Genomic DNA, 18,605 nt, shown 5'->3' with positions numbered 1-18,605 from the left:
TCGATAATACGGAGATGATGATGAAAAAAATTCTTGCTGCTTCATTGGTAATGGCTTTTGTTTTAACTGGCTGTAACACTGTCAAAGGTGTGGGTAAAGACGTTTCTAAAGCAGGCGAAGCTGTAACAGGCACTGCAGAAAAAACTTCTGAAGAAATCCGTCAAAACTAAACTCTTTCTAGCTTCTCCACAAACCCTATCTCAGATAGGGTTTTTTTATGCGGAACATTCACATTACAGGCCATATTCGCCTATCATAGAGCCGACAAATTTATCGACTTATGAATTCACCATATGACATCTTCCGCGACTCTTGATTTAAGCCTGCAATTATTACGTCAGCCTTCTGTGACCCCTATTGATCATGACTGCCAGAATATCATGGCAGAGCGTTTGAAGAAGGTAGGGTTCAATATTGAATCAATGCGCTTTGAAGATGTTGATAATATTTGGGCGCGTAAAGGTACTGAAGGCCCGGTTTTCTGTTTTGCTGGCCATACCGATGTTGTGCCAACCGGCAACCTGGATGCCTGGAACTCTGACCCATTTGCGCCAGAAATTCGTGATGGCAAGCTTTATGGCCGTGGTAGCGCCGACATGAAAACGGCTTTGGCTGCGATGGTTGTAGCCACTGAACGTTTTGTCGAAAAATATCCGAATCATAAAGGTTCGATTGCCTATCTAATTACTTCAGATGAAGAAGGCCCATCGATTAATGGTACGGTAAAAGTGATCGAAACGCTGGAAGCCCGTAATGAGAAAATTACCTGGTGTCTGGTAGGTGAACCATCAAGTACCAACAAACTGGGTGATATTGTTAAAAATGGCCGTCGCGGTTCATTGAATGCCAACCTGACTGTAAAAGGCAAACAAGGTCATGTAGCTTATCCGCATCTTGCAGTGAATCCAATCCATACAGCGTCTAAAGCCATTGCCGAACTCTGCGAAACAGTCTGGGATAATGGCAATGAATACTTCCCTGCGACCTCTTTCCAGATTTCAAATATCAATGCCGGTACCGGTGCAACCAACGTCGTTCCGGGCACCATGAATCTGCTCTGCAACTGGCGTTATTCAACAGAAGTGACTGCTGAAGAACTAAAGGCACGTATGCTTGAAATTCTGGATCGTCATGGTGTGGACTATGATATTTCATGGACTTTATCTGGTCTGCCATTCCTGACACCCGTTGGTGAGCTAGTGAATGCCGCTAAAGATGCCATTTTAACTGTGACTGGTACTGAAACTGAATTATCAACTTCAGGCGGCACCTCAGATGGTCGCTTTATTGCGCCTACCGGTGCACAGGTGCTGGAACTCGGTGTACTGAATGCTACGATCCATCAGATTAATGAGCATGTCGATATTGCAGATCTTGAACCACTGGCTGAAATTTACGAGAAAATTTTGGTGAACCTGTTAGCCAATTAATCACCAGATGTAAAAAAAGGAACTCTTCTGAGTTCCTTTTTTTATACGTTGAACAGAATTATAGGCCAATTGAAGACTGGATATAGCCCATTTGCGGGATGTGAAATAACTGATCCCCCATCCGCACATACTGGAATACTGCGGGGTCAGTCACTTGCTGATCGGCATCAACCACTTCAGAAATACGCAGACGAATGGTTTTCGGCATTTCATTACACATGAGGGCAAAACGCTGATGCACCTCATCTCCTTCAATCACCAGCGCTACACCACTTTTACGTGTAGGATCATTAACTGCATAAACCGGTAATTGCGCATCATGCCATTCAACCACCTTGACTTGGGTATCACTATCCAGTGCAGACAGGACAATATTTTGTGGTAACAGCATTGGATCTTTGCCGTGACAGTCAATAATATAAGCATCAATAAATCCGGTAGATACCGTAATTAAATGCTGAAGTTCCTGCTGACTTATCTGATCAGCCATTTTGGCATTAGTCGTATTCTGACTCATTTATGACCCCTGTTTTTCAGCAATTAACTGTTGAATATTCGCCAGTAATTCAGCTTCCTGGAACGGTTTGCCCATGTAGTGGGTTACGCCCAGACTGAAAGCACGTTCACGGTGTTTTTCACCAGTACGTGAAGTAATCATGATGATTGGCAGGTCACGGTGAATATCGTGGTGACGAACCAGGTTCGTGACCTCAAAACCATCCATACGCGGCATTTCAATATCCAGCAGCATCAGATCCGGACAGACATTTTCAAGCTGCTCAATCGCATCTACACCATCTTTGGCGGTGACAATATCATAGCCCTGACGCTCAAGCAGACGCGAGGTCACCTTACGTACAGTCACCGAGTCATCCACGATCATCACCAGACGGCGAGCATTGCCAGAACGTGAACCATCGCGTTGATCCTGCATGTGTTTCACACGCTGCGTACCATGGATCTGACGGGCAATATTCTGACCATCCAGAATCAGACAAACCTGACCATCACCAAGAATCGTCGCACCAGTGACTACACCAATATTGGCGAACTGATGGCCGATTGGTTTCACCACGATCTGTGCACGTGAACCTACTAACTGATCCACAAGTAAGGCAATGGTTTGACCACTGTTGCCTTTAATCAGCAATACTGGCAGTGAATGCGCTACGTTGTTCAGACGAGGAATTGGCTGATTCGATACGAACTCAGACAGGTAACGCAATTTGTAATTAACGCCATCAATCTTGAAGAAATCGTCTTTACTGTTGAAGTAAGTTTCCAGAGTAGATGGTGCAATACGTACAATACGGTCGATTTGCGCCAGAGAAACGGCGTATTGCTGATCGCCCACTTTTACCATCAAGGCATCGCTGACCGCTACAGTCGTCGGTACGCGAATGGTGAAGGTTGTGCCTTTGCCGACTTCAGAGCTGACAGATACGTGACCGCCCAGCGACTTGATCTCGCTTTGTACTACATCCAGACCCACACCACGACCAGAAATCTGAGTTACAGATTTAGCGGTACTAAAGCCCGGGTGAAAAATGAATTGCAATAGCTCTTCCGAATCCAGTGTCTGATCTTCTTTGATCAGGCCTTGGCTCAGTGCTTTCTCACGAATCTTCTCAGCATCGATACCTTTACCATCATCACTAAATGAGACGATGACATCTGTACCCTGACGGCTGATATTTAACAGGATTGAACCGACTTCCGGTTTGTTCAAGGCAATACGATCTGCTGTATCTTCCAAACCATGGTCAATCGCATTACGCAGCATATGCTCGAATGGCGTTACCAGACGTTCCAGAATATTACGGTCTAATTCACCTTCACTGTTCTGAACAATCAATTCAGCTGGACGGTTCAAAGTCGTAGAAGTCTGACGTACGATACGTTGTAAACGTGGCAACATCCGGTCAAACGGTACCAGACGAGTACGCATCAGGCTTTCCTGAATCTCGGCCTGAATCCGTGATTGTTGCAATAACAAACCTTCAGTTTCACGAATCTTGTCAGATAGAGTGCTCTTGAAGTCAACCAAGTCCGAAGCAGATTCCGCAAGCGACTTGGACAACTGGTTCAGGGACGAATATTGGTCCATTTCCAGCGGGTCAAAGTCTGCATAACGCGAGTTTTCTGAACCATGTTTGGCAATAATTTGAGATTCTAGCTCGCCTTCCATTCGGCGCAACTGATCCGCCAGACGCTTGATCGCCAGTTCCATCTCGTTCAGAGTATTGCCGAGCTGACCCAAATCCATCTCGATACGCGAACGGTTAATTGCATTCTCGCCTGACAGGTCGATCATCTTCTCAACCAGATCAGCAGAGATACGGATCATTTCATGGCTGGTATCGGTATTACCGGTATCGATCCACTCACCCATCATACGTGGTGGCTCAGTACCATCACCTTCGACAAACTCGAAGCTATTTTCTGTGACCAGCGTTTCTGTTTTAGCCAGACGTTCTGGCAGCTGCGCAGTAACATCCACATAAGCAATCTTTTTCAGACTGCTTTGGATCTGTTCAAAATTGCTATAGTCACGCTGGAAGATCGCTTGTCTTAACCAAGCCAGTGTTTTTTGCAGCAGGCCATCATAAGCATTCGAGTTAAAGTGATATACCGCAAACTGTTCGAATGTGGTTTCCAGTTCATACGCAATGCTGGCCACCTTTTCGTTTTCAACCATGCGCGCACCACCCTTGATACTGTGGGCAGCACGTTGTAATTGAAGCAATAAGCTACGGTCACTACGCTGATCAAACCATTGGTTCAGCAGTTTTTCGGTATTGTCGAGAATCTCTTCTGATTCTTCCAGGAAGGTTTCTTCAACAATCGACTTCAGTTCATCTTCTTCAGAGCGTTCTTCTGCTACAACTTCAACTGCTTCAGTTAAGGTTTCTGTTTCAGTAAGCTCAACTTGTTCATCTTCTAAGCCTAAAGCTGGCTCTAGATCTGAATCTGTATTTTCTGATGCAATCTCTTCCGGTGCATCATCTACTGTCTCTACAGATTCAGTAGTAGCTTCTGCATATTCAAATTCGACAACAGGAATTGATGCTTCTACTGGAGCTGCAACAGCTTGACCAGCCACCAATGCCTGAATATTTTGCAGAATCGAAATTGCTTCAACCGCTGGATAATCGATACCTTCATCACGGATCGACTGGATACGGTCAGAAACGTTATCTTGCACCAGACGAATGATTTGAATCAAAGTAGGCGTTACTGCAATCTGCTGACGGATGATTCGCTCATAAATACTTTCCAGTTCGTGCGAGATCGAACCGATATGAGAAGCGGTAATCATGTTTGCACCACCTTTTAAGGTGTGCAAATGACGCATCAGATTGTTAAGTGAAGTCGTATCATCCTGCTTCTTACTCCAGGTATTCAGATCTTCATCAATACCTACCAGTAATTCATCCGCTTCTTCCAGGAAGATATTCAGTAGATCCTCATCGAAATCACGCTGAGTTTCTGCGCTGTCGATGTATTGGCGGTCAGAGGCAATACGCTGGCTTAAAGCAGCGAAGTCAATGCTGGCTGTGGTTGCAGCTTCAGGAATAGAAATTTCTTCTGATACTTGTTCAGCAGGGATATTGTCTTCGGCAAAGATTTCCAGGTCCTGCTGTACAAATGCAGCCAGTTCACTCAAGGTTTTTTGCGTATCATCATTCAGAATGACACGCTGGCCTGCTGCTAGGGTATCGAATAAATGAATGAATTCCTGATGTGCCTGGGCAAACAGCTCATAAGCATAATCACTATTCAGCAGTACCGGTTTTTCCAGCAAGGCATCATAAGCAGATTTTAAATCTGTCGTAAACTCATGAATACCCAGTGCGGCACGGTTATCTGTATGTGCAAGCAGCTCGGCAGCCTGCTCGCTTAAAGCCTGAATATATTCCGGATAATCGACTTTAGCCCGTTTATCGAATTCAAATTCGGCATCCAGCAACAGGTCAATCTCCAGTTCAACCAGCTTAGTCACCAGACCTTGGGTTTCAACTGTTTCCGTTTCAGTGGCTGCGAAGCCATAATCATTCCAGACACGCTCAAAAGTCGCATACACTGCTGCCAGTTTGCTGCTATCACCCTGACGTAACAAATGCAGATAGTCACTGACAAATTCAGCATACTGGATTAATACAGCAGTTTCTTTTGAAGTGGATGCAATTTCATCCTGAAGCAGCGTTTTAAACAGATGTTCTACTTTAGAGCTGGCCTCGAAGATTTCTTCGATCTGGGCCATGGACGAACTGCCGCGCAAAGTATGAATAGCACGAATCAATGCATTATAATCCTGCACTTTTTCGTTTTCGCTACGCAGGAACTTGGCAATCGTTTCGAGATGCTCTTCCGCTTCCTCGATAAAGATCGCCACGGTTTCTTCTACATCACTACGTGCAGCATCTTCACTATCAGCTTCTTCAAGCTCAAATTCTGTTGTGCTTATTTCTATTGCTGCAGTTGTATCTTGATCTTCAGCCGAATCACCTAGCTCAAGACCTGTGATCTGGCCTTCGGCAGTCAGACTGTCTGCCAGTTGCAAGAGTTCTTCTAAAGCCGGTTCAGGTGTCATTTGTTGTTGTAATTGCTGACCTAAAAGCACGACTGGGCGCAGGTCAACATCGAGTTCCTGCACCTGTTTGAATTTTGGATATAAAGTAAACTGGTAAATATTCAGTACAGCTTTGGCATACTGTTGAATCGTAGGCGTTAACTGGATTGAGCCTGAAAGTACCCGATTTAAGGTATCTTCCACTGCCCAGGCAATTTCACCCGCAGATTTAGCCCCCACCATACGGCCTGAACCTTTCAGGGTATGAAAATGGCGGCGAATGTTTTTCAGGTTTTCCTGATGAGCCGGATCACTCAACCATTCTGGAAATAAAGCATTTAACTCAACGAAAATCTCTTCGATTTCCTCGACAAAAATTTCAAGAATTTCTGCATCTTGATCAAGATAACTGTCTTCAGGAAGCGTTGTCGTTTCAACTAAATTTTTTAATATTTCTTTCATAGCTAATGCTTCTTACGTTGTGCCGCCAAGAAGGGCGCTCAAACTTAATTGTGACCGTCACGCGAGACCTATCCTTAATAGTTAGGTCCATCTTGTCGAGGCTTTATCTGTATTTCTGAATGTGCCTCAACCTGGGTTAAGGCACACTCCCCTCATACTTTCTGACTTTATTCGGGTAGTTTAAAGTCAGATACAGATTCACGTAATGCATCGGCCATGTTCGCCAATTCAGATACCGAACGTGCTGTATCGAAGGTTGCACTTGTAGTTTGTGAAGTAATTTCCTGTACGACATTCATCGTGGTCGCAATATGACCTGCAGATGCTGACTGAAGTTTCGCAGCATCGGAAATGTTTGCAATCAGTTTTGCCAGGTTATTCGATACGTTCTGAATCTCATCTAGTGCCACACCGGCATCTTTAGACAGGTTCGCACCACGTACAACTTCGGCTGTGGTTTGTTCCATTGAAATTACGGCTTCGTTGGTATCGGTCTGAATGGTTTTTACCAGGCCTTCAATCTGTTTAGTTGCAGATGCAGAACGTTCCGCAAGACGCTGGACCTCATCCGCTACCACGGCGAAACCACGACCAGCTTCACCCGCCATCGACGCCTGAATCGCTGCGTTCAATGCCAGGATGTTCGTTTGGTCGGCAATATCGTTAATCAGGGCGACGATGTTACCAATTTCTTGTGAAGATTCACCCAGACGTTTAATACGTTTCGACGTTTCCTGAATCTGTTCACGAATCGTATCCATACCTTCAATTGAACGGTGTACAACGTCTGCACCATTTGCAGCAATTTGTACTGAACGTTCCGCAACGACTGCAGATTCTTCCGCGTTGGCAGATACCTGGTCAATGGACATCGCCATTTCGTTAATCGCAGCAGATGCACCGGCAATTTCTTGTGCCTGGTGTTCAGATGCTTCAGCTAACTGGTTGGTAATGCTTTGAGTTGTCGCTGTATATTGCGCAACTTCCTGAGAAGTTTCGGTAATACGAGATACCAGGTCACGTAACTGGTCGATCGCGAAGTTAATCGAGTCGGCAATCGCACCGGTAAAGTCTTCCGATACTGTTGCATATGAACGCAAGTCACCATCCGCAAGGTCGGCAATCTCATCCAGTAAACGTAAAATCGCATTCTGGTTACGGTCATATTCTTCTTGAAGACGGGTTACACGCTGTTTATCCGATGCACCACGTAGGGTTAACAGGCGGAATACACACAGCAGGAAGCCGATCAATAACAGAATTAACAGAACTGCTGGAACGATTGTTTTCAGACCAGAGTTACCAGATAGTTTGTTCAGGTTATCGAGCAGGACATCCGATTGCGAGAAAATTGACGCAGATGCCTGACGTACTTTTACGATTTGCGCAGAGTTTTTCAGGATTGTCGCAGATGCTGATTCAAGTACATCATCATATTCTGCTTTAATGCCTTCAAGAGACTCGCGCAGGTTTGGATCAGTAATACGTTGTACACCCAGTTCAGCAGAACCGTTTAACTGTGCATTTAAGTATGAACCGAAAGTTTCGGTATCGGCACTGAAGTCGTCCGCTGATTCACGTGAACCGTCGTTACCGGTCAATACCAAACTGATCGAACGTAAAATACGTTCCGCAATGAATACCTGGTTTTTCGCAATAACCACCTGGTTAGACGGCATGTCTTGACGCGCCATCTGGTCGACCATCAAGTTATATTCGGCCTGAATCCCCGGGATCGCTTCACCAATTGCGATGTTGGTGTCATATAACTGGTTAATGATTTTTTGTTGCGATGCAATCAGGTCAATACTAGAAGACACTTCTGTCCACTGTTTATCTACTGCTTGCAGCGCTTCATTATTGGAGTGAATATTTTTTACAGTCTCAAGGTTTTCAGCAAAAGCTTTTTGAGAATCTGTCAGGTTTTTCATCGCCTCAGGTGTACCAGAAGCTGTTGCTTCAGTTGCCTGACGTGAAATGGTTTGTGAAAGCAGACGTAAATCACCCAGACTTTGTGTCAGCTGGTTGGCACGTGGCACACTGTAGAAAAGATACAATAAAGTGATGGTTGCCGCTAACAGACAGCCAGCTGCGCCATAAATGAACGGTTTAGACTTTTCACTATCACCAAATACACGTGACAACTGATCTGTTTGTGATTGAATCTTGGATAAAAAAGTATTGCCACTTTTGCGGCTACCTTCACCTGTATTTTTCTTTTTAAGTTTAAAGCCCATGCAGCCTCTCCCCGATTTACGTCTTTATTACTTTCGTGCGCGACGTTTAATTTATAAATTTTATAGATGCGTTCATAAATTTTGGATTTTGCAACAGACGACTGAATAAGAACACATGCCATTGTTGGTTATGCTGGTGGAAAAATCCCTGACAGTATTCTTGTAAGTTATTATCCAATTCAGTTGTTTTAGAAAAAAAACTTTTCTTATTAAAATGTTGTATACCCAAAACTTGATCAACAACCAAACCGACATATTGGTCATTATGGTGAATACATAATACTTTTTGAGTCGGTGAAAACTGGCTACTCTGTCCTGATACATATTGAGTCAAATCAGAAACTGATAATAACCTTCCCCGAATATTGGCCAACCCTAAAACCCATGATTGAGTATTAGGAACTGGCGTATATTTTGGAGGATAGATCACTTCGGATACTTCCCCCAGCGGGGCAACAAAATATTGCCCCATCATCTCAAAAGCAATGCCTGACCATCGGTTGACTTCATTTTCATTAGAAACGTAGTTTTTATTTCCCCGTTTCGCAATGCGAAGCAATTCGATAAATCCATTTGCTGCCATAGAGCTTATCCTGCGTTGAGGTGGTGCTTAATCACTTCAATCAACTGTTTTTCATCTACCGGTTTTGTAAGATAATCTGCGGCGCCCTGACGTTTACCCCAAACGCGGTCAGTGGCCTGATCTTTGGTACTTACAATCACAATCGGAATATGCTTGGTGGTTGCACCACGTGCAATTTGACGTGTTGCCTGGAAGCCATTCACGCCTGGCATGACCACATCCATCAATACCAGATCTGGCAACTCAGCCTGAGCCATGGTTACCCCATCTGCACCATTGGATGCTTCAATCACCTCAAAGCCATGTTTAGAAAGAATCTCTCTAAAACGGAATGTTTCTGTCGGTGAGTCATCTACGATTAAGATACGCGCCATGCCAATTCCCCTAAAAAATCAATTATTAAGCACTAATATGGTTACGGATTGCGTTAAGCAATTCATCTTTACTGAAAGGTTTAGTCAAGTATTCGTCCGAACCAACAACACGACCTTTGGCCTGATCAAATAAGCCATCTTTACTCGAAAGCATAATCACAGGAATATTCTGATAATTTTGAGAATTTTTAATCAATGCACAAGTTTGATAACCATCTAGACGAGGCATCATGATGTCTACAAATACGATATCCGGATTGGCTTCTGCGATTTTTGACAAAGCTTCAAAACCATCTACCGCAGTCACGACTTCATATCCTTCGCGCTGTAGAAGAGTTTCTGCTGTACGACGAATGGTCTTTGAGTCATCAATGACCATAACTTTTAGATTTTGGAATTTATCGTCCATTTTGACCCTTCCCATTTTAGAAACGATGCGCCATAAGGCTCATAGGATTATTTTATTACGATCGATAAACATTTTTAACACAAATCCACTTGTATTATCAATGAACATTTTCTACACAAGTGTGCATAAATGGCGGATTTTCATTAACCATTTCACATTTTTATTTTGTCATTGCTTTTTTTTTGACTGATGGTAGTTTTTAATTCGTGAATTTGAGTCTAATATAGCATTATTATTACTTTAAAATAAGTAATTTAGTCAACTTTCAATTGGGGAGCCAATGATGAGTCAGTTTTCAGAAAAACTTGCTTTCATTGATAAAAATAAAATGACTGGCCGATTCATATTTGCAGTGACACTTTTTCTTCAGGTCACCATTTCTTATGCCTCAACTAACCAGCCACCAAAAGCCACCTGGTACCGCTATTATGATAATAAAGGCGTGGCCAATATCAGTACCAACGTTACCCCCAACCATATCCGCTATGGATATGAGGCACTTGACCAGAATATGCAGGTCATTAAACGTGCACGTCCTTATAATGTCGATAAAGATATTAAACAGGCACCGCAACGTGCCCAGCAAGCCCAGCGCATCGCAGAAGATCAAAAACTGAAACGTGCCTATACCAATAGCCATGTTGCTCTACAGAAAAAGAATGAAAGTCTGAGCCAACTCAAAAAACAGATTGCCTTTCAGCAAGAACAGATGAAACAGTTGCAGCAAGACCGGGTCATGTTTGTACGCCAAGAACGTGAATATTTACGTAAAGGCAATAATCCCCCGGCCTCTTTAAAAGCCAACCTTGAAAACAACCAGAAAAACCTAATTTCTCAAAAAGAAAATATTCAATCTTTACAAACTCGCTATCGAAATATGGAAGCGGAATACGACAGAATTATTGCCCGTTTAAAAGCACTTGAATAAACACAAATAACTTGTTGTTGCTTTAAACGACCACAAGTGAAAAGGATTAATATGCCATTTGCACAGCATTTTCATATTTCAAAGACCCCTTCTTCGCGCTCTGTATTGATGGTGAGTGCACTTTGCTTAAGTCTTTTTCTAAGCGGCTGCAATAAAAATGAATCTACACCGCAAGCCGAAAGTCCCAAAACAATTGAACTAATTCTTCAGGATCTGGTAGCTGTAAAACCAGGTACTTCAATCCAGAAATCCGCATTTACCGGCACTATTCGCGCAGTCAACCAAAGCAGTATTCAAGCGCAGGTTTCGGCCACTGCCACCAGTGTTAATGCTCAGGTCGGTGACAATGTAGCTAAAGGTCAGGTACTGGTTCGCTTAAATAATCAGGACAATGCCGCACGTCTGGCTCAGGCCCGTGCCAATCTGGCATCTACCCAGGCACAGGCCAATCAGGCGCGTAACATGATGCAGCGCAAAAAGCGCCTGCTCGACCAAGGCTTTATTTCTAAAGTTGAATATGAGCAAAGTCAGGTTGACTATCAGGCCCAGGTTGAAAATGTCCGCGCACAGCAAGCCAATGTCGATATTGCCGTAAAAGCCGATCGTGATGGCATTATCACCAGCCCGATTAGTGGCGTGATCACCCAGCGTCAGGTTGAGCCCGGTCAAACCGTGGCGATCGGACAAACCCTGTTTGAAATCGTAAATCCAAATCAACTGGAAATTCAGGCCCGTGTCCCGAGTGAGATGCAGTCCAGTCTGCGTTTAGGTAGCAAAATTGAATACCAGATTCAGGGCAATCCAAACACATTTACCGCTGCTATTAGCCGGGTATCTCCAATTGCTGATCAGGCTAGTCGCCAGATTGAATTCTTCGCCAGACCAAATGAAAGTATTCCCTCTTTAAGTATTGGCTCTTTTGTTGAAGGCAATATTCTGAGTTCTCAACAAGTTTCTGGTCAGATTATTCCCCTCGATACCATTCAGGATATCCAGAATAAACCTTATGTCTGGGTTATTCGCCAGAACAAAATTATTAAAGTGAATGTTCAGGTTCTGGAACAGCGCTATAACCAGAATACTGCAGTGATCCAGGGTCTGGAAACAGGTGATCAGGTCAGTCGCATTCCATTTACCGAGGCAGATCTCAACAAGCCAGTGACAGTACGTTCCAACTAATCAGACAGGATCATTAATATGTGGTTTACCCGAATTAGTGTGAAGTATCCCGTCTTCACTATTATGATGATGTTCTGTTTGATGGTACTTGGACTGGCTTCCTGGCAGCGCATGGGTGTGGAAGAATTTCCGGATGTCGATTTCCCCTTTGTCGTAATTTATACGAATTATCCAGGTGCTTCTCCAGAAACTGTTGAATCGGAAATTACCAAAAAACTCGAAGACCAGATCAATACTATTTCCGGTTTAAAACAGGTGATTTCACAATCCAGTGAAGGCCTGTCGATGATCACGGCTGAATTCAATCTGGAAGTGCCTTCAACCACGGCAGCACAGGATGTCCGTGACAAAATTGCTTCAGTCACCGCTGAATTCCGTGATGAAATTCAGGAGCCAGTCGTCGAGCGTTATGATCCGACTGCCAATGCAATCATGTCGATCGTATTTGAGTCCGACAATATGGGTTTAAAGACACTAAGCTCCTATCTGGATCAGCGCATTGTTCCACAACTGAGAACTGTTCCGGGTGTAGGTACCGTCAACCTGCTCGGTGATGCACAGCGCCAGATTCGCATTCAGGTTGAACCACAGAAACTGCAAGCTTTTGGCATTGGCGTGGATAGCGTCATTAATACTCTGAAATCTGAAAATATCGAAGTTCCGGGCGGTACATTAAAATCTGGCAACTCGGAACTGGTGATTGAGATCAATTCCAAAGTCCTGCATCCCCTCGCCTTTGGCGATCTGGTCATTGCCAATAAAAATGGTGCACCGATCTTTCTGAAACAGGTCGCAGAAATTGAAGATAGTCAGGCAGAACTTGAAACTGGTGCATTTCTGGATGGCAAGGCTGCAGTGGCTGTCGACATTCTGCGTAGCTCTGATTCTAATGTTATTGAAGTAGTAGACAGTACCTACAAAACTCTTGAAAGCATTAAAGCCCAATTGCCACAAGGAACCACCTTAAAAGTTGTGGTGGATTCTTCAAAAAGTATCCGCGGCACCATTGGTGATGTTGCGCGTACCATTATTGAGGGTGCGGTTCTTGCTGTGCTGATTGTTCTATTATTTTTAGGTTCTTTCCGCTCAACGGTCATTACTGGCCTCACTTTACCGATTGCATTGCTCGGAACTTTGACCTTTATCTGGGCTTTTGGTTTCAGCATCAATATGATGACCTTATTGGCCCTGTCTTTAAGTATCGGTCTGCTGATTGATGATGCGATTGTGGTACGGGAAAATATCGTACGACATACCGATATGGGTAAAGACCATGTCACTGCCGCGCTGGACGGCACCAAAGAAATTGGTCTCGCCGTACTGGCAACAACCCTGACAATTGTCGCGGTCTTCTTGCCTGTTGCCTTTATGGGTGGAATTATTGGGCGTTTCTTTTATCAGTTCGGTGTAACGGTGAGTACCGCCGTTCTGATTTCCATGTTTGTCAGTTTTACTCTAGATCCAATGCTATCTGCGCATTGGGCAGAAAAGAAAAAAGATCCCAATAAAAAGCCAGGGCGCATTAAACGTTTCTTTAACTGGATTTCAGGTAAATTAGACAATTTAAGCCATGTCTATGAAAAACTGCTGAAACTGGCTTTGCGCTTTAGATTCATTACTATTGTAATTGCAGTGGCGTCTTTGTTTGGCGCTCTAGCCCTGTCGAAACTGATTGGTACCGAGTTCGTACCTGTCCCGGATAAGGGTGAAATCCGGATCAAGTTTGAAACTCCAGTCGATGCTTCACTGGAATATTCACAAGCCAAACTGCAGCAGGTCGATAAAATTGTACGTCAGCATCCTGATGTACGTGCAACTTACGGCGTAATTAATGGAGTGACCGATCGCGGTAAAAACCATGTCAGCTTACGTGTCACTGTGACTCCGCGGACTGAACGCGAGAAAAGCTTGAATGATCTCAATAATGAATTCCGTCAACGTTTACAATCTGTGGGCGGCATTACCATTACCTCAGTCGCTTCCGCGGATGAAACCGTATCGGGTGGCCAAAAGCCGATTATGATTTCAATCAAAGGCCCTGATTTGAATGAACTACAGAAGATTTCCGATCGCTTTATGGTCGAGATGGCTAAAATTGATGGCATTGTCGATCTTGAATCCTCACTGAAAGAGCCAAAACCGACCTTAGGTGTACAGATCAATCGCGTTCTGGCCAGTGATCTTGGTTTGTCAGTCAATCAAATTGCCAATGTGGTTCGCCCACTGATTGCCGGCGATGATGTCACCACCTGGCAGGATGAAAAAGGTGAAACTTATGATGTTAACTTACGCCTGACCGAAGACCGGCGCACCCTGCCGAGTGATCTGCAAAATATGTATATCACTTCATCTAAAATGGATGGCAATAATCAGCCGATCTTGATCCCACTTTCTAGCGTTGCTAATTTTGAAGAAAAACTGGGAGCTTCTCAGATTAATCGTCGAGATCTGGCGCGTGAGGTGCTGGTTGAAGCAAATACCTCTGGACGCCCCGCAGGTGACATCGGTACGGATATCAGCAGACTTCAGGATAGTTTCGACATGCCGCCGGGTTATAGTTTTGATACCCAAGGCGCCAATGCAGATATGGCAGAATCCGCAGGTTATGCGCTCACTGCGATTACCCTGTCAATTGTATTCATTTATATAGTACTCGGCTCCCAGTTCAACAGCTTTATTCACCCTGCTGCCATTATGGCTTCATTACCCTTGTCATTAATTGGTGTATTCCTGGCGCTATTCCTGTTTAATTCGACCATGAACCTGTTTTCAATTATCGGTATTATTATGCTGATGGGCCTGGTGACCAAAAATGCGATTCTGCTTATCGACTTCATCAAGAAAGCCATGGATCGGGGTGAAGCCCGTTATGATGCGATTCTGAATGCCGGCAAAACCCGTTTACGTCCAATTCTGATGACCACCAGTGCCATGGTCATGGGAATGGTGCCGCTCGCTCTGGGCTTAGGTGAAGGTGGTGAACAAAGTGCACCGATGGCACATGCCGTGATCGGCGGGGTAATTACCTCCACCCTGCTGACATTGGTCGTGGTTCCAGTGATTTTCACTTACCTGGATGACTTTAAGAATTTTATGCTGCGCCAAGCCCGTAAAATCATGGCATAATTTAAACCATCACAATGAGGTGACATTCACGAATGTTCACCTCATTTTTTATTGTATAATCTCTGCTTTAACGCTTAATTTTTTTAGGACAGTTTCCATGCGCGCGAGTCGCTTTTTATTTGCAACGTTGAGAGAAACCCCGAACGATGCTGAAGTTATTTCACATCAGCTGATGCTTCGTGCCGGTATGATTCGTAAGTTGGCTTCAGGTTTGTACACCTGGCTGCCGATGGGCGTTCGCGTATTAAATAAAGTTGCAGCGATCGTTCGCGAAGAGATGAATAACGCGGGTTCACTCGAAGTCTTGATGCCTGTGACCCAACCAGCTTCTCTTTGGGAAGAATCTGGTCGTTATGTGCAATACGGTCCTGAACTATTACGTTTTAAAGATCGTCATACCAATGACTTTGTGCTTGGCCCAACACATGAAGAAGTGATCACTGATCTGGCACGTAATGAGCTAAAAAGTTACAAACAACTGCCTGCAAACTTCTACCAGGTTCAAACCAAGTTCCGTGACGAAATTCGTCCTCGTTTTGGCGTAATGCGCTCACGTGAATTCATCATGAAAGATGCCTATTCTTTCCATGCGGATCAGGAATCTCTGCAAGAAACTTACGACAAAATGTACGAAGCGTACTGCAAGATCTTTACCCGTTTAGGTCTGGATTTCCGTCCAGTACAAGCGGATACCGGTTCAATCGGTGGTTCAGGTTCACACGAATTCCACGTCTTGGCTTCAAGTGGTGAAGATGATATCGCCTTCTCAACTGAATCTGATTATGCGGCTAACATCGAAATGGCTGAAGCGATTCTGGTGGGCGATCGTGCTGCTCCAACTCAAGAACTGAAAGTGGTTGATACCCCAAATCAAAAAACGATTGCTGATGTATCAAGCTTCCTTGGTACTGATCCTGCGCATTCAGTAAAGGCATTACTGGTTCAAGGCGTTGCAGCTGAAGAAGGTAAAGCAGCTCCTGTCGTTGCCCTGTTCCTTCGTGGTGACCATGAACTGAATGAAATTAAAGCCGAAAAGCATCCAAAAATTGCTGCGCCTTTGGCTTTTGCTACTGAAGCTCAACTTGCTGAACTAGGTTTGACTGCTGGTTTTGTAGGTCCGCAAGGTTTAGTAGAAAAAGGCCTAACAGTAATCGTTGACCGTGCTGCTTCTGTACTGTCTGACTTTGTTGCAGGTGCAAACGAAGCAGACAAGCACTCAACTGGCGTGAACTGGGAACGTGATGCGCAGTTTAGCGAAGTTTATGACCTGCGTAATGTGGTTGAAGGCGATCCTTCTCCAGATGGTAAAGGTACACTTCAAATCAAACGTGGTATCGAAGTAGGTCATATCTTCCAGTTAGGCAAAAAATACTCTGAAGCTTTAGGCTGTAAAGTCTTAGGTGAAGATGGCAAACCATTCACTGTAACCATGGGTTGTTATGGTATCGGTGTGACACGTGTCGTAGCATCTGCAATTGAACAGAATTACGATGAAAAAGGTATCATCTGGCCGGCTGCGATCGCTCCATTTGAAGTGGCAATTGTGCCAATGAATGCGCATAAATCACCTCGCACTTTAGAAGCAGCTGAAAGCTTATATGCAGAACTGCAAGCTGCTGGTTTTGACGTATTGCTTGATGACCGTAACGAGCGTCCAGGTGTGAAATTCTCTGATCTTGAATTGACTGGTATTCCACATCGCATTGTGATTGGTGAAAAAGGTCTGGATGCAGGTACTTTTGAATATAAAGGTCGCCGTGATGCAGAATCAGTAAATCTTTCGAAAGAAGAATTACTGACAAAAATTGCGAAATAATTTTTTCTGAATCAATAAAAAATCCCGCTTAGTGCGGGATTTTTTATATGTCTGAATTAGCAGAACTTATGTCCGCCAAAGCAGTTTGAGGTCACATTCTGGTTCTGTAGCAGCTTATCCATTAAGGTTAAAGTTGCAGGAGTACCATCTACATAGTTAGTAAATTTACCTACATCAATATTCAATTTACGTACCACCGCGACATTCGCCAGAGACCCTAAAGCCTCGCCCACACTGACATCAATCAAGTTTTCAGGACGTAAAAGAAATTCAGAAATAGCAGTTGCTACCTGAGGTAACACGAATGAAATATCAACTTCATCTGTAGTTTTTAATACACCCAGTTGAATCGGGTCTTTAAAAGATAGCCACCAACCTGGTTTGGCAATATCAGCCGCGTCCGCACCTTGCCAATGCACATTCTGACTCTGTAAAGACAAATAACCGCCTGTACCATTTAATGGAATATTATGGATCATATTCAGAGCTTGGACAAAGGTGATGTCCATATTCAGGTTATCCAGACTTGAACCAGCACCCATTTGAAAGAAAGAATGTGTTCCTAAATTAAGAAATCCAATTAATGGATCAAACTCTACATACAGCTTATCTTTTGAAAAATCTGGTGTACCAATCACATCACTTGGCAAAGTTGAACCCGTTAAAGCCTTTGCTAATGGAATCGAAGCAATAGTAGAACGGATATTACTTACAGTCGCTGACTTTAAGCGTTGCCCAGTCACGACAGTTTCTGGCATAGTAAAGTCTACCCGCATGGAAGGCACTGTAATCCCGGTATGGCCATCAGCACCTGGCTTACTGGTAAAAGTACGTGTTTGTCCTAAAGCCTTTAGATTCCCTGAGATTTTTTCATCATTTGCAATACCAAAGGTTCCCGCTTTTGTAACAGACTCACCAGTGGTTTGCGCCATTTTCATATAACCACTAAAACTTTTGAGGCCATCATTCGGATTTTCGATGTTGTCAGTCCCCATGGTTAAGAGTCCGACAATTTTATCTGCACCTAGACGAAAACCGACCACTTCACGGGTAGAAGCACTTCCACCATTTTTAATTGCAAACTCAACAAAGGGATTACTCACACTGGCACTGGTATTAGCACGGTCGCCTGAAAAGACAGGGTTACCTTTATCATCAAGAGAGGTATTTAAGCCACTCAAAGCCAGGTTAGAAATATCAATATCACAACCATTAGTATTCCCAATACTGTTATTCGTTCCACCACAACCAAGCTGCAAAGTTTTGATATTAATATTCAATTCCATTAAAGCTTCAATACTTAGCTTATGGAAGTTAATTCCTTGTGATGAATCATAAGCATTTTCCAAATTTAATAAGGCCTGTGCATCAACTGCCGATAAAGCCTCATCGTCTAAGGCTGTCATTGCCATCGCCTGTTGAGTAAGGCCCATTAAAGTGACAATCAAGCTATTCAATATTATTTTTTTCATGAAATCATCCCTTATT

Annotated in this window: 13 protein-coding genes; 6 read left to right on the top strand and 7 right to left on the bottom strand. The window is 43.9% G+C overall.

Features of this window, described 5'->3' with window-relative positions:
- Positions 1-20: 20 nt before the first annotated feature.
- Positions 21-170, top strand: a complete 150-nt coding sequence (locus tag FTU46_RS11925; protein ID WP_004784975.1) for an entericidin A/B family lipoprotein — start codon at positions 21-23, stop codon at positions 168-170.
- A 123-nt stretch (positions 171-293) separates the two neighbouring features.
- Positions 294-1,430 (top strand): succinyl-diaminopimelate desuccinylase, encoded by a 1,137-nt coding sequence (gene dapE, locus FTU46_RS11920; protein WP_180105056.1) that lies wholly within the window; start codon positions 294-296, stop codon positions 1,428-1,430.
- Positions 1,431-1,488: 58 nt separating this feature from the next.
- Here the strand turns inward: dapE and FTU46_RS11915 are convergent, their stop codons facing one another.
- From FTU46_RS11915 to pilG, 6 genes are all read right to left on the bottom strand, one after another.
- Positions 1,489-1,947: a hypothetical protein gene (locus FTU46_RS11915; protein WP_004784978.1), complete on the bottom strand. Its 459-nt coding sequence runs from the start codon at positions 1,945-1,947 to the stop codon at positions 1,489-1,491.
- Positions 1,948-6,465 carry an Hpt domain-containing protein gene (locus tag FTU46_RS11910; RefSeq protein ID WP_180105055.1) on the bottom strand — a complete coding sequence of 1,506 codons (4,518 nt, stop codon included), beginning with the start codon at positions 6,463-6,465 and terminating at the stop codon, positions 1,948-1,950. It lies immediately after the preceding gene.
- Positions 6,466-6,632: 167 nt separating this feature from the next.
- Positions 6,633-8,702: a methyl-accepting chemotaxis protein gene (locus FTU46_RS11905; protein ID WP_159123372.1), complete on the bottom strand. Its 2,070-nt coding sequence runs from the start codon at positions 8,700-8,702 to the stop codon at positions 6,633-6,635.
- Positions 8,703-8,748: 46 nt separating this feature from the next.
- Positions 8,749-9,285: a chemotaxis protein CheW gene (locus tag FTU46_RS11900; protein WP_159123371.1), complete on the bottom strand. Its 537-nt coding sequence runs from the start codon at positions 9,283-9,285 to the stop codon at positions 8,749-8,751.
- Between the two features lie 5 nt (positions 9,286-9,290).
- The gene (locus tag FTU46_RS11895; RefSeq protein ID WP_004784985.1) at positions 9,291-9,659 is read right to left on the bottom strand and encodes a response regulator; all 369 of its coding nucleotides are present in this window, start codon (positions 9,657-9,659) and stop codon (positions 9,291-9,293) included.
- A 25-nt stretch (positions 9,660-9,684) separates the two neighbouring features.
- Positions 9,685-10,068 (bottom strand): twitching motility response regulator PilG, encoded by a 384-nt coding sequence (gene pilG, locus FTU46_RS11890; RefSeq protein WP_004784987.1) that lies wholly within the window; start codon positions 10,066-10,068, stop codon positions 9,685-9,687.
- Between the two features lie 283 nt (positions 10,069-10,351).
- Here pilG and FTU46_RS11885 point away from each other — a divergent pair, with 283 nt between their 5' ends.
- From FTU46_RS11885 to FTU46_RS11870, 4 genes are all read left to right on the top strand, one after another.
- Positions 10,352-10,996: a hypothetical protein gene (locus tag FTU46_RS11885; RefSeq protein ID WP_180014553.1), complete on the top strand. Its 645-nt coding sequence runs from the start codon at positions 10,352-10,354 to the stop codon at positions 10,994-10,996.
- 51 nt (positions 10,997-11,047) lie between these two features.
- Positions 11,048-12,175 (top strand): efflux RND transporter periplasmic adaptor subunit, encoded by a 1,128-nt coding sequence (locus tag FTU46_RS11880; RefSeq protein WP_180105054.1) that lies wholly within the window; start codon positions 11,048-11,050, stop codon positions 12,173-12,175.
- Positions 12,176-12,193: 18 nt separating this feature from the next.
- The gene (locus FTU46_RS11875) at positions 12,194-15,301 is read left to right on the top strand and encodes an efflux RND transporter permease subunit (RefSeq protein WP_180105053.1); all 3,108 of its coding nucleotides are present in this window, start codon (positions 12,194-12,196) and stop codon (positions 15,299-15,301) included.
- Positions 15,302-15,398: 97 nt separating this feature from the next.
- Positions 15,399-17,117 carry a proline--tRNA ligase gene (locus FTU46_RS11870; RefSeq protein WP_180105052.1) on the top strand — a complete coding sequence of 573 codons (1,719 nt, stop codon included), beginning with the start codon at positions 15,399-15,401 and terminating at the stop codon, positions 17,115-17,117.
- Positions 17,118-17,173: 56 nt separating this feature from the next.
- Here the strand turns inward: FTU46_RS11870 and FTU46_RS11865 are convergent, their stop codons facing one another.
- Positions 17,174-18,589, bottom strand: coding sequence for a hypothetical protein (locus tag FTU46_RS11865; protein WP_180105051.1), 1,416 nt, complete (start codon positions 18,587-18,589; stop codon positions 17,174-17,176).
- Positions 18,590-18,605 lie beyond the last annotated feature (16 nt).

This window comes from Acinetobacter sp. YH12108, from assembly GCF_013419055.1.
GTDB lineage: Bacteria > Pseudomonadota > Gammaproteobacteria > Pseudomonadales > Moraxellaceae > Acinetobacter.
Note: the sequence above shows the minus strand (reverse complement) of the source record. Positions and strands in the feature narration are given on the sequence as shown.